Source organism: Alkalimarinus coralli, assembly GCF_023650515.1.
GTDB classification, from domain to species: Bacteria; Pseudomonadota; Gammaproteobacteria; order Pseudomonadales; family Oleiphilaceae; genus Alkalimarinus; species Alkalimarinus coralli.
The window spans coordinates 2,637,832-2,651,199 of the sequence record NZ_CP096016.1 but is presented as its reverse complement, the minus strand read 5'-3'; the positions used below and the strand labels follow the sequence as shown (position 1 = coordinate 2,651,199).

Annotated in this window: 12 protein-coding genes; 7 read left to right on the top strand and 5 right to left on the bottom strand. The window is 47.6% G+C overall.

Annotation, left to right across the window (positions count from 1 at the left end):
* Positions 1-105: 105 nt before the first annotated feature.
* Positions 106-2,214, top strand: a complete 2,109-nt coding sequence (locus MY523_RS11750) for a TonB-dependent siderophore receptor (protein ID WP_250654893.1) — start codon at positions 106-108, stop codon at positions 2,212-2,214.
* A 59-nt stretch (positions 2,215-2,273) separates the two neighbouring features.
* Here MY523_RS11750 and fhuB read toward each other — a convergent pair whose 3' ends face one another.
* From fhuB to MY523_RS11730, 4 genes are read right to left on the bottom strand one after another with little or no spacing between them, the layout of a single operon-like run.
* On the bottom strand, positions 2,274-4,271 hold the full coding sequence (gene fhuB / locus MY523_RS11745; protein ID WP_250654892.1) for a Fe(3+)-hydroxamate ABC transporter permease FhuB: 1,998 nt from the start codon (positions 4,269-4,271) through the stop codon (positions 2,274-2,276).
* Positions 4,272-4,275: 4 nt separating this feature from the next.
* Positions 4,276-5,199 (bottom strand): ABC transporter substrate-binding protein, encoded by a 924-nt coding sequence (locus tag MY523_RS11740; protein WP_250654891.1) that lies wholly within the window; start codon positions 5,197-5,199, stop codon positions 4,276-4,278.
* 12 nt (positions 5,200-5,211) lie between these two features.
* Entirely contained in the window at positions 5,212-5,979 is a 768-nt protein-coding gene (locus tag MY523_RS11735) for an ABC transporter ATP-binding protein (RefSeq protein ID WP_250654890.1), read from the bottom strand.
* 32 nt (positions 5,980-6,011) lie between these two features.
* Positions 6,012-6,794 (bottom strand): siderophore ferric iron reductase, encoded by a 783-nt coding sequence (locus MY523_RS11730; RefSeq protein WP_250654889.1) that lies wholly within the window; start codon positions 6,792-6,794, stop codon positions 6,012-6,014.
* A gap of 169 nt (positions 6,795-6,963) precedes the next feature.
* Between MY523_RS11730 and MY523_RS11725 the strand changes: the two genes are divergently transcribed.
* Together MY523_RS11725 and MY523_RS11720 are read left to right on the top strand one after the other, a co-directional pair.
* On the top strand, positions 6,964-7,689 hold the full coding sequence (locus MY523_RS11725) for a hypothetical protein (RefSeq protein ID WP_250654888.1): 726 nt from the start codon (positions 6,964-6,966) through the stop codon (positions 7,687-7,689).
* Between the two features lie 28 nt (positions 7,690-7,717).
* Positions 7,718-8,257, top strand: coding sequence for a flavodoxin (locus MY523_RS11720; protein ID WP_250654887.1), 540 nt, complete (start codon positions 7,718-7,720; stop codon positions 8,255-8,257).
* A gap of 359 nt (positions 8,258-8,616) precedes the next feature.
* Here the strand turns inward: MY523_RS11720 and MY523_RS11715 are convergent, their stop codons facing one another.
* A complete protein-coding gene (locus MY523_RS11715; RefSeq protein WP_250654886.1) occupies positions 8,617-9,414 on the bottom strand; it encodes a ComFC family protein in 798 nt (265 codons plus the stop codon).
* Positions 9,415-9,547: 133 nt separating this feature from the next.
* Here MY523_RS11715 and bioB point away from each other — a divergent pair, with 133 nt between their 5' ends.
* Genes bioB through bioC form a run of 4 tightly spaced genes read left to right on the top strand, consistent with a single transcriptional unit; the run spans position 9,548 to position 13,363 of the window.
* Positions 9,548-10,597 (top strand): biotin synthase BioB, encoded by a 1,050-nt coding sequence (gene bioB, locus MY523_RS11710; protein WP_250654885.1) that lies wholly within the window; start codon positions 9,548-9,550, stop codon positions 10,595-10,597.
* A 26-nt stretch (positions 10,598-10,623) separates the two neighbouring features.
* On the top strand, positions 10,624-11,790 hold the full coding sequence (gene bioF, locus MY523_RS11705) for an 8-amino-7-oxononanoate synthase (RefSeq protein ID WP_250654884.1): 1,167 nt from the start codon (positions 10,624-10,626) through the stop codon (positions 11,788-11,790).
* On the top strand, positions 11,787-12,554 hold the full coding sequence (locus MY523_RS11700) for an alpha/beta fold hydrolase (RefSeq protein WP_250654883.1): 768 nt from the start codon (positions 11,787-11,789) through the stop codon (positions 12,552-12,554). The genes bioF and MY523_RS11700 overlap by 4 nt, the downstream gene beginning before the upstream one ends.
* Complete coding sequence (bioC, locus tag MY523_RS11695) at positions 12,551-13,363, top strand: malonyl-ACP O-methyltransferase BioC (RefSeq protein WP_250654882.1); 813 nt, start codon at positions 12,551-12,553, stop codon at positions 13,361-13,363. Before MY523_RS11700 ends, bioC begins: the two co-directional genes overlap by 4 nt.
* Positions 13,364-13,368 lie beyond the last annotated feature (5 nt).

The window sequence follows — 13,368 nt, the reverse complement described above, 5'->3', positions numbered from 1 at the left end:
TTAATTGCAAATGAGAATCAATATCATTAGTATTCGCGTTTGTGAGTAATACTACCTACTTAGATGGTATTGCATGTATGGGTCAATGTTAGGGTATTTGCAGTTATGGGTTTGCAGAAAAACAAGTTAGCCACTGTTATCGCGATGGCTTTATCTACATCGTTTTCCGGAGGTGTGGTCGCAGAGAATGTTGAAGACAAAGTAGCAGAGTCAAATGAAGTACAGGATGTAGACGCGTTGGAAGCGATTACCGTATCAGGAGAAGGTTCTGCTGCAAGCGAATACATCGCTACCGATAGCTCTCGCTTCAATAAGTTGGATGCTCCGATTGCTGAAACGCCCCGCTCGGTTTCAGTAGTGACACGCAAAAGCATAGAAGACCGTGGTGCTCAGTCCATTCAGGACTCTTTAGGTTATACATCTGGTGTGTTGGCTGGCCCGTTTGGTTTTGATTCGAGACTGGATTCAACCCGAATTCGAGGTGTAAGCCCACTGGACTTTCATGATGGCTTCCGGTCAAAGTATGGCTTTTATAACAGTCCTCGGCCCGATATTTATACACTGGAGTCGGTAGAGGTCATTAAAGGGCCGTCGTCTGTGCTTTATGGGCAGGGCGCGTTAGGCGGAATTGTAAACTCTACGTCGAAGCTCCCCCAGCAGGAAACCAAGCGTGAAGTTGATCTTCAATATGGTACTTTTGATCGTAAGCAAGTCGGCATAGACTTTACCGGCAAGGTGAACGACAGTGGAACATTCCTCTACCGCTTAGTGGGTGTTGCCCGTGATAGTGATACGCAGGTTGATCACGTTGAGGATGATGCCAAAGTATTTATGCCGTCATTAACCTGGCAGCCAGACGCAGAAACCAGCCTTACTCTGTTGGCCAATATACAAGAAAATGAAGGCGGTTCAACGCTCCAGTTCTTGCCTAATGAAGGCACACTAACACCGGGCAGGCATATTGGTTCTGAAACGTTTATTGGAGAACCCGGCTGGGATCGCTACGACACTAAACAGCAGGCCTATTCGCTATTCTTCGACCGAAAAATTAATGACATATTCAGCCTCAGTGTTAATGGACGGTACACAGACAGTGAAGCAGATTATAAGACCCACTGGATTACCTATGTTCCATGGGAGGTCATAAACCCTGACGGCACAGTTCTACGAACGATTTATGATGCTCCAGCGACCACTGAAGTATTTACCGGTAACGCGATCTTAAAAGCAGACTTTTCCACTGGCGCGCTTAGTCACAATGCGAGCTTTGGAACAGACTACATCAAGTCTACAACTGATACCGACAAATACACCGGTAGAGGTGCAGGTGGGTTGATTAACATATATAACCCAATATACGGAAACGTGGCGGCGACCCCGCAGCCCGTTGATACGCCAGCAGACCAACTACGCCAACTAGGCTTTTTTGTTGGAGACCAGATTCGTTACGGTAATTGGATTGCCTCACTTGGGGTCAGGCAGGATGCGGTAAAACAGAGCGCTAAAGATGAACCGTCAAGTGCGGGTATTGATGAAACGGTAACAACTTACGATGCAGGGTTGATGTATCAATTTGCTAACGGTATCTCTCCTTACTATAGCTATGCTGAATCATTCGAGCCGTTGGGTAAAGATATGCTTGGTTCACAGCTTAAGCCTAAAGAAGGTGTCCAGCATGAGGTAGGTATTAAGTACCAGCCTGTTGATAGCAGCGCACTTTATACCGTCGCCGCCTTTCATATCGATGAAACCAACCGGCCTACCAGTGGAGGCCCGGGTATTACGGTTCAAACAGGTAAAGTGAGTATCAGAGGGGTTGAGTTGGAGGCACAAAAGCGCCTGAACGATTTTCAGGTGCTGGCCAACTACAGCTATATTGATGCGCAAAACCGTGATGGAGAAAAGAGTGTTAGAGTTGCGGCCGTTGCTCCACAGCAGGCTTCTGCCTGGGTAAGCTATGACCCTGTTGCCTCAGGTGTTCAAGCAGGTATCGGCGCTCGTTATGTTGGTAAGAGCTGGGATGGAACGGATACCTTGTATGCTGACCCCTACACATTGGTTGATGCCATGATCGGTTATGATTTTGGTGATGTGTTAGTCAGCTTAAATGGAAAAAATATCGCTGATAAGGAATTTGTAGCGACGACAGATAGCGGACGGAGCTTCTATGGTGAGAGGCGTACGGTCGTTCTGTCTACTAAACTGAGGTTCTAGTCGATAACCAAGCTGACTGCAAAAAAACCAACTCTAGCCAGAGTTGGTTTTTTTATGTGTCATCGTAACCCGTTAGCCCTTGTCCGGCTGAGCCTGGGTAGCGCCAGTAAATAGACAAAGTAACAACCGCCGACTATCGAGGCGATTGTTCCAGCAGGCATTTGCATCGGGTATAGCATTGTTCGGCCAAGCCAATCCGAAAATAACATCAGTAATATCCCGGTTAGTGTTGCTAAAACCAGTTGTGGAAGTGCTTTTTTTGCCCCGAGGATGGAGGCGATATGGGGGGCTAACAAACCTACAAATGCGACGGGGCCCATAAAGGCCGTAATAAGTGCGCAGAGTAGGGAAGCGATAACCAGCAAGCTTAGCCGTGCTTTTGGTGCTGCCAGCCCGCGTGCCATTGCTATTGCGTCGCCTGTTGAGATTAGCGTTAACCATCGAGAGGTAGCGAGACAAGCGCTGAACAATAATAGGACACCTGCCAGTAATATTATTGCGCCTTGTCCTGTCGCTCTGTAAGTAGAGCCTGCGAGCCAACCGAGAATACTATATACGCTGTCATCTCCTTTCGATAGCGCAAAATGCACCAGTGCCTCTATCAGTGCGGACAGAGCTATGCCAAACAGGACTATCTTCCCCGGAGCGTAGTTGTGCCGCTTACCAAGCAATATAATGATACCTAATACGCCCATGCTACCAGCGAATGCCACGGCCGTTCCTGCGTCGTGAACGGAACCTCCAACAAAAATCGTAGTGAGCACCAGCATCAGCGTTGCCCCGGAAGATAAACCCAATATATCGGGGCTGGCAAGCGGGTTTCTTATTAAACGCTGCAATAGTACCCCTGCTATTGCCATACCGGCACCAGCGGCTATTGCGGTGACGGTACGAGGCCATCGGAGTGAAAAAATAAGCTCAGATGGCCAGGCAAATTGCCACCCTTGCACACTGGGCGAGAAGGCGATAGAGATAATAAGTAGTGCCAAGACCGCAAAAAGCATGGCGGCCCAAGTTACAGGTTTTACGAAGTTTGCCCCCTTGGGTAACTGCAAGGCTGACTGGTCTTGTGCGGTCATTTTTTGTCGGGCAAACCATAAAAGTGCCGGTGCCCCGACCAGTGCAGCCGTGGTGCCACTGGGTACAAGGTTGGCGCTCCAGGTACTGAATATAATGGCGATTGTGTCTGTCAGCAGTAGCAGTATTGCTCCTAGTAGCGTGCTGTAGGCAAGCTCATCTCTGGCGTTTCTGGCTCCTAGAGCCCGTGCAATATTAGGTGTCAATAAGCCAATAAAACTGATGACCCCCACAGCGGTAATCGCACTGGATAACAGCCATAATGATGCCAGCAGAAGTATTGAAAGCATGGGAAATAGCGCAAGTCCACGAGCCTGAGCGCTTTGTTCTCCCAGCCTTAGCAGTGTAAGCGGGCGATGGGCGAAGAGAATAACGGCAATGGCAATAGTTGCTTTTGGCAATAACCATACGACCCAATCCCAGCTTGTCTGTGTCAGATCTCCTGCGCCCCAGATAAAGAGGTTCTTGGCGTACTGGTCGTTAAGTAGTATTACGGCTGAGGCGATTGCCCCCAATAAAATATGTACCGCCATACCGGCCAGTATGACGGGCAAACCACTCAAACCTTGGTTACCAGCAATGAGTAGTACCAGTATGACCGATAATGTGGCACCACCCATCGCTAACCAGGCGCTGTAATGACCGACTAATGCGGGAGCCCATACACTCGCACAGACCAGTGCCAACCATGCCCCGGATGAAGCCCCTAATGTCATGGGAGACAACAGTCTGTTCTGTGTGGCCTGTTGCAGCACACTGCCGACAAGGCCAAGAATACCCCCAACGAGCATAGCAAGAACAGCTCTGGGCAGTGTTGCGTAAACGAATCGAAACTCTTCGAATTCAATAGTTTCCTGCCCCCACACAAGCGCCCAAAGAGTATTCAGGTCAAGAGTGGAGTCTATGGTTGCATAGCCCAGAAGCGTAAGGGGGAGTAGTATAATTGTCAGGGTATATCGTTTGCCGGATTGTATCTGCATGGTGTTAGTTTGAATGAATGCTAAGAAGTGAGGCGGTCATCGCTTCAGCCAGGTACAGCACTGATACGGGGCCACCATAGGTCCAGGTTGGTCTTACTGCTGCAAATTTATTTTTGCGAACAAATGGCATCGCACGCCAAAGTGGTGTGCTAAATAGTGTATCGGCTTGTTCATAGGGCAAGAAGTGGAGTACCGCTCCTTCATTCACTCTGCCCAGTTCAATGACCTTTTTCTGCGTGATGCCCCATTGCGAATTAGGTTGAGGAAGCCCTGGTTGTATTCCCAATAGCTCAAGCGCATATTGAGGCATTGAGTTCTCACCATAAATCCATGCCAGCGCAGTGTTGTTGAACCTGATCGGGGTTACTTTCGGAATCTCTCCTTTAAAGTGCTTCTGTAGTTCTGCTCTGAGTTCGCTTACACGTTTATCCATACTACTCAATCGCTGTATGGCAAAGCGTTCACGGTTAAGTAATTTAGCGAGTCTTATAAAAATGTCTTTCGATGTTTGGTAGTTATTGTGGGAGGCCGAAAATGTTTCGAAATACAATACCGGGGCGATTGCCGAAAGGGTTTCTATAAGGTCTCGTTGCTGAAACGAGATAACAATAAGGTCGGGCTTAAGCTCAGCTATTCGTTCAATGTTGGGTTCGTTTCGGGAGCCTATATCGAATACCGCTTGTGGAATTTCGGGCCGTGCAACCCATTTTTTATAGTCTTCTATCCCTGCAACGCCAAGTGGAGTGACCTTGAGCTCAAGCAGCATTTCAGTGATTGACCACGGCAGCGTGATTATTCGTGTGGGAGACTCGTCAAAATGGTGCACTCCAAGGCTATCGGTGATGCTCACCGGTTGCGCATGACTCGATATGGCGGGTAGCCATAACGACAATATGGCAAATAAGAGTAGGGAAATAAAACGATTCATTTTTTGTCCTCGTTAGGCGACAACAGCGATTGAGTGGTTAAGTGTGGGGTGGTCGATAAGTTGGATATTAATTCCGTACAGGTCAGACAAGGCGGGTGAGGTGAGCAGTTCATCTGGCTTGCCTTCCAGCCAAACCTTTCCCTGCTTAAGTGCCACAATGCGGTCTGCGTAGCGTGCAGCTAGATTAACGTCATGCAAAATGACGATGATGCCCTTACCCGACTCTCTATTGAGTTGGCGCAGCAATGTCATTAGCTCGTACTGATGGGGTAAATCCAGTGCAGAAGTGGGTTCATCCAGCATCAACACTGGCGCTTGTTGCGCAAGTAACATGGCCACCCATGCACGTTGTCGCTCACCCCCTGATAGTTGATCGGTCATATGTTCCGCATAATTGGCAATATCTGTTTGAATCATTGCTTCTTGAATGATTTGAGCGTCACTTGACGTCCATCGACCCAATGTTCCTCGCCATGGGTAGCGTCCTAACCGGACAAGTTCTCTTACGGATAGGCCGGCAACCGGAGGTAGCTGTTGAGGTAAAAATGCGATTTCCTGAGCTAGCTTTCTCTGAGAAAACTGCCTAATTGAGCGGTTGTTATAGGTAATGTTGCCATGGTCGGGTTTAGTTTGCCGTGCGATGAGGTTTAGCAACGTCGACTTACCTGAGCCGTTGTGACCAAGAATGACGGTAAATTTATCTGGCGCAATGCTGAGATCGTTAACGTTCAATATCTCTCGGCCATCCCTGTTCATTACTATATTGGATAGTCTAATCATAATAATATTTACTGCTTGATATTCCGCGGATGCTAATTTGAAGAACTAAACTGCTTGCAGCATCGCTCAACTCTTAACGGTAGTTTTTGTTTCGGGCAGGACGCACAGAGCACCCCATCTTGACGTCGGTAGTGCATACAGCACCCCTTTCTATTGAGAACCAACTGCTCCCGCCCACTTGATAATTTAATGGGCATATAACTGCTTTGGCCCGAGAGTTCCAAGGCAGAGAGCCAGAGTTCTCCAAGGTTAATGATGTGTTGATTGGTTAGCTGGCTGTTAGAGTGCTTAAGGCGATTTAAAGCGGCCAGCAGAGTGTCAGCTACCAGCCGCATTGCGCTTACTTTTCGTATGCGGGTGACTTCGCTGAGTTGGTCAAAAGTAGCATTACAAATGCTTTTTAGCTGCCCCCCGGAAACACCGATGAGGTCATTAATGTTACTTCTAATATATGAATCACTGGGTATGACAAATCCGGCAACGCTCTCAGCGGTTCGGGTTTGGCTGATTTTATCGATGGGAACCACGATATTGAGTTGGTGGACACCAATTAGCGCCAGGTAAATGGGTTGCCAAACCAGAAGGCTCCACGCACGTACCGACCAGTATGGCATGCCTGCTTCGGGGTGAGCTGTTTGCAGACGCTGGTAAAGTAGGGCGATCGCTTTCTGGTTATCTTCGCCGTGTTTGATCATCCCTGGCTGGTGCGCTCCAATGACCCCCTTTAACGAAGGGGAAAAGTGCTGAGCGGCCTTTATCAAGTAATCTAGTTCAGGGTCTATGTCTGATTTTTGTTCCGGATAGAGTTGGTTCATTGCTCCAAGCCTGAGTCGTTTCTGTGTAAAGCGTGCAAATAATATATTTATTGTAAATCAGAATCATTCTCATTAGTATTCGTATTTAAGGTTTGACAGTGAAACTTATAACGTTAGATGTGAAAGGGGGGGGAGAAGGTATGGTGGATTCTCGGCAAGGGGGATGCTCTTGAACCAAATTAAAACTATTGCTCAGTACGAGTTATATAGTGTCAAGGGAGAAGTTCCATCACGGCTTTCTCATTGGATTGAAGGCGTCTATCGCCAATTTATGCTGTCGAATGGCGCGCATGTGAGGCTTGCCAATATCAAGGTAAATCAACAGGTTGACTTGATGGGTATCGCAGAATCTGGTGTAACTTTTTCTTTTACGGCGAAGCAATTTCTTGGTGTCGAAATGCCGCACTCTGAGCCTGTCTGCCCTGACTGTAGTCGTAAGAAAAATCAGCTGGCTCAAGCCGCATTGGTATCTCAGCATCAGAAGAGGGGGGCTAGGCTTCATGCCAATCAGCATATTACCTGTATGCAGCTATATGTCCCTTTTACGAGAGTGAAACAAATGGTGGCGCTAGAAGGGCTGAATTTGAAACGGCCCTGGTTTTCAGCAATAGATGATGACATGTCTAGGGTGCCGCGAAAGGAGGTGCTTTCTATCCATGTTGATCGTCAAATAGCTCAAGCCATCAATGCTATATACAAAAGTGGATTAGACCTTCTGAACAATGATGTTGGTCAGGTACAGGTTCTCAGTGAAGCGCTGCTACAGCGCTTGATTCGCCAACTGCATCAGCGCTATGTCGGGCCTGCTGTCTGTAAAAAGAAAGATGCTGCGCCCTCCCAAATATATGCAGATTTATCGGTTTTTGGTCATGCCAGCTCTACCGTTATTCATTAAACCCAGTCGTTAGCAGGAACCCATTGTTATGAGTAAATTATTGGATGCCAATATTGGTCTGATTTATGGAACGGATACCAATAATACAGAGCAGGTTGGTGAGCGAATTAGCCATGAACTGGAAGGTCATGGCTGTTCGGTGACCATGCTGAATGTGATAGAAACAAGCGTTGAAGTTTTGAATAGCTTTGATTTTCTTATTATGGGTATACCCACATGGGATTTTGGCGGTATTCAGGAGGACTGGGAAGACTTTGAGGTAGAGCTGTTAAGTGCCGAGCTGGGGGACAAACAAGTGGCGCTCTTTGGTTTGGGTGACCAATTTGGATATGGTGACTACTTTGTAGATGCAATGGGCTGGTTATATAAGCATGTCACCAGTATTGGGGCAAAGGTGATCGGCCATTGGCCGACTGAAGGTTATGAGTTTGAGGCGTCTTTGGCTGCGAATAGCGAGAAGTCTCACTTCGTCGGGTTGGCAATAGATGAGGATCAGCAGTTTGACCTGACAGACGGGCGTATTGCCAAATGGGTGAAACAGCTAATGCTGGAGTATACCGCTGTCTGATAACGTTCTGCGCGTGTTTGAACTGTTCCGGTAATTTATTTTGTTGACTCTAAAATCGACTATTAAATGGACAAAACAACTTTTATTGCTAATAATAATTGTTATCATTCTTGATTGGCTGCTAAAAGTTGATAATCCTAATCACACAAGCAGTAAAATCTTCCCGGAATAGCATTGCAAAAGGTAATCGCATGGTGTGGGTTGTGCTCTTTTTCGTCTCAGTTATCGCGTTGTTTGTAGCCAAGCGCAAATATAAAGATCTGCGTTTGGCTTACCTGCGCAATCAAAAACATCATTGTCCGCCAAGGCAAACAAGCAACAAACAGGTTTAAACGTTTGATAGGCACTTTTTAGTGCTATTAACGCTCTAGTGGTGTTCTTGCCAGACTCCAGACATAGACCTCTTTTGCGCCCGCTTCAAGTAACAGGTTGCTTAACATATCCGCTGTTGCACCTGTGGTTATGACATCATCAACAAGCGCGATGATTTCACCGTCCAGCCTTTTTTGAACGCTAAATGCTTGAGCCAGATTCTTTTGGCGTTGTTTTTTGCTTAGAGATGCTTGAGCAGGGTTGTTAAGTTGCCGTACTATGCAGTTGCGATCAAAACCTATCTTGAGGCGCTGGCTCAGGTCTCTGCATATATCCTCTGACTGATTAAACCCCCTTGCATGTAGTTTATCAGCGTGAAGAGGAACAGGAACCAGCTTATCTGGTCTGCTTAGCTGACCGGTCTTGAATTGCTCTTCGATAATGCCTGCTGCCAGATCTGAAAGAAGCTTTCCTAAATGCCGCTTTTGGCTGTACTTAAAGTCACTGATTAGCGCGTTAACAGGGAATGTGTAGCTGAAGGCCGAGAAGCACTGCGTGTAGATGGTAGGGCGTTGCAAACATGCACCGCAAAGTCTTTTCTGCGTCAATGAACTTTCGTCGTGTCTTGTTATGACAGGTAGTGGGAGCGCGCAGCCTGTGCAACATGACTGGTTAAAAGGGAGGTCTCCCTTACATCCGTTGCAGATTGGGTGCTTCTCATAGGTGGTTGTATCGCATAAGTAGCAATGTTTTTGCGAGACCGCTTCTTGTATTGTTTGCCGTGGGTAAAGCCCGTTAACCATTTTTATAAATTTGGTTGACAGCTCCATTGCCTTGTTTATCATGTCTCTTCCTGAGAATTGAATGGAAAGGCTGTTTAGCCGCCCCATTGAGTGCTGAATAGTTATTTTAACTGTTTTCCATTGGAATTTGCCCGTATTAAATCGGGATCTATATAAAGTGTACAGAGGCCAGACTATGACGACTACCGCAATTCGCCACGATTGGAATGTTACCGAAGTGGAAGCATTGTTAGCGTTGCCATTCAACGATCTGATGTTTAAAGCGCAATCGGTTCATAGAGAGCACTTTGACCCCAATGCGGTGCAAATCAGCACGTTACTATCCATTAAAACGGGATCCTGTCCTGAGGATTGCAAATACTGCCCACAAAGCGCGCACTATAACACTGGCCTTGAAAAAGAAAAGCTGCTTGAAATTGAGAAGGTTATAAAAGCGGCAAAAGAAGCCAAAGAAAATGGCTCCAGCCGTTTCTGCATGGGGGCTGCATGGCGTAATCCGAATGACCGGGATATGCCTTTAGTGCTGGATATGGTTAAGCAGGTTAAATCTATGGGAATGGAAACCTGTATGACATTGGGGATGTTGACGGAAGAGCAGGCCGATACACTCGCGGAAGCGGGGCTGGACTACTATAACCATAACCTCGATACATCAGAGCAGCACTACGAAAATATTATTACTACCCGCACATACTCTGATCGCTTGAATACGCTGGCGAACGTGCGTAAGTCTGGCATGAAAGTGTGCAGTGGCGGAATTCTCGGATTGGGTGAAACCGTCACTGACCGGGCTGCAATGCTTGCTCAGTTGGCGAATATGGACGTTCACCCGGAAAGTGTACCGATTAATATGCTGGTTAAGGTTGAAGGGACACCCTTAGACCATGAAGATGATGTTGACCCTATTGAGTTTGTCCGCACTATCGCGGTGGCTCGCATCTTAATGCCCGCGTCTCATGTTCGCTTGTCTGCTGGCAGAGAGGATATGACAGACGAAATGCAGGCACTCTGTTTTCTGGCAGGCGCAAACTCGATTTTTTATGGCTGCAAACTGCTAACAACGGCCAACCCTTCAGAAAATGAAGATATGCAGCTATTCAAGCGTTTAGGTATTCACCCTGAGCATAAGCAGGAAACAAAACCGGAAGAGCAGCAGAATGCGGCGTTGGCCGATGCGTTAGAGCATGAGAAGCACAAGCATATTTTCTATGATGCGGCGCGATAGACGCTGAACGCAACAGGAGGCACCCTGTGGGATTTGAATCGTTAGCGTCGGAACTGGAAGAGCGAAAGAAGAAGCATTTGTATCGCAGTCGCCGGTTGTTGCAATCCCCTCAGGGTTCTGAAGTGTTGCTGGATAACAAGCGCTTTCTGGCATTTTGCAATAATGATTATCTGGGGCTGGCAAACCATCCTGATGTCGTCAACGCATTCCGGCAAGCGGCTAATGAGTGCGGTGTTGGAGGTGGTGCCTCTCATCTGGTTAATGGGCATCACCAACAACACCATCAGCTCGAAGAAGAACTGGCCGAATTTACCGGCAGAGATCGTGTTCTGCTTTTCTCTAATGGGTATATGGCCAATATCGGTGCTGTAAATGCACTGCTTGGCAAAGGGGATTCAGTACTGGAAGACCGGCTGAATCATGCTTCTTTGCTGGATGCAGGGCTTTTGAGTGGTGCCCGTTTTCAGCGCTACCACCATGCTGACTCAGAGAGTCTGGCACAGCGTCTTGTCAATCTCCCCTCTACTAATCGTCGTTCTTTAGTGGTGACCGATGGTGTTTTCAGTATGGATGGTGATATCCCCCCGCTGCCTGAGTTAGTGGCCACTTGCCGACAAAATAATGCATGGCTGATGGTTGATGATGCTCATGGTTTCGGCACTTTGGGCAGGAATGGCGGTGGTTGCATAGAACATTTTGAACTTGGACAGGATGATGTTCAAGTTCTGGTCGGGACGTTGGGCAAGGCGTTTGGAACTGCAGGGGCGTTTGTAGCGGGCAGCGAATTGTTGATCGATACGCTGGTTCAGAATGCGCGCAGCTATATCTATACCACGGCTATGCCTCCTGCCGTTGCTGCGGCGACTCGCGTGAGCTTGAAGCTGTTGCAGAACGAGCACTGGCGAAGAGAGCGTCTGGCTGACCTTATAAAGCGTTTTCGCAATGGTGCCGTCCAGTTGGGGTATGAGCTAATGGACTCTTTCAGCCCAATCCAACCGATTGTGATTGGTAGCGAAGAAAAAGCACTGGCGCTAGCGGCATGGTTGGAAGAGCAGGGAGTACTGATTACTGCGATACGGCCGCCTACCGTGCCAAAGGGCACAGCCCGGTTAAGGGTAACGCTTTGTGCAGAACACACTGAGCAACAAGTCGACAGGTTGCTTGATTTGCTTGATCAGGCAAAACCCCAATGAATATAGTAATTATTAACGGCTGGGGGATGCCTTCCGGCATTTGGGCTGGGTTTTGTGATCTGCTCAATGCTCATATTGCATATAAACGCTGTAAGGTCATTGATATTGACCGCACTTTGAGTGTGAGTGAGTGGGTGGACTATCTGAATGATATTGTTGAACCCGATACGCTGTTAGTGGGCTGGTCTCTTGGCGGAATGTTGGCGCTTGAATATGCCTATCAGCATCCACAAAACATACGTGGCGTCTGCCTGATGCAAGTGAACCCCAAATTTGTTGCGGGGCCTGACTGGTCGACGGCCATGGATTATGGGGTGTTTCAAGCCTTTAAAGGGTTAGCTGGCAGTGAGAATGAGGCGGATATTAAGCGTCTGATAAGCCGGTTCTCATTTTTGGTGACGGCCGGTGGTGTTGATGCACTAGGTGATTTAAAAGCGCTTAAAAAATGCTTCTCTGTTGACTCTGTGCCTACTGCAAAGGTCCTGTATCAGAGTCTTGAGTTACTGGAATCTCTCGATGTAAGAAACAGGCTAAAAGACCTCAAGGTGCCTCTGTTGCATCTTTTCGGAGAGCAGGATCAACTGGTTCCGGTTGATGTGGCTTGCCAGGTTGATAGCGCTTTACAACGTAGCGAACTCGTTTGTAAGGGGCGACACTTCAGCAGGCGTGTTGAGTTAATACCTGAGATGTCTCACTTTCCATGTGTTAGTGCAGCAGACTTGGTTGTTAAGCAAATAGTTCGATTTATTGGGGAAACCGTTTGAATTCCGATGCCGTAATGATTGAAAAGCGAAATGTTGCAGCGTCATTTGGCCGTGCTGCGACAAGTTATGATACCGCAGCGCATTTTCAGAGAAGTGTTGGTGATCGGCTGTTAGCGTTGTTGCCAAGTAGCAAGTCTGACTTAGCGGTGGATTTAGGGTGTGGAACCGGGCACTTTACTCCGATGTTAGGCAACCAATTAAAGGCGGCTCAAACGGTCGGTATTGATCTCTCAGAGGGGATGATTACGTACGCTCGTGAAAACAGGGGGTATACAGAGGACTCCATTTCATGGTTGGTAGGCGATGCAGAGAATTTGCCGATAGCAACAGGCTCAGTTGATGTGATATTTACATCATTGGCGATTCAATGGTGCGATAGCTATCACTCACTGTTTGAAGAATTATATAGGGTGCTGAAACCGGGGGGAGATGTTGTTTTTTCCACTCTTCTGGATGGTACACTCAAAGAACTCGAACTAGCCTGGCGTGAGGTCGATAGCTATCGACATGTAAATACCTTTGTTAGTGCCGGTGTTATCGCCGACGCTGTGAAAGGTGCCGGATTTGAAACAGTTACATCTCAACAATACACTCACACCTTAAAATACCCGGCAGTTAAAGCATTGACTCGTGAGCTAAAAATGCTTGGTGCGCACAATGTCAATGAAGGCAGGCCAACCAAAGTGACTGGGCGAGAGCGCATTCTGCGATTTAAAAATGCCTATGAGCGTTTCAGAGGTTCGGATGGCATGCTGCCCGCAACCTACGAAGTATTTCTCGGACGTTTAAGAAAACCCTTAAACGAGTAGCCTGG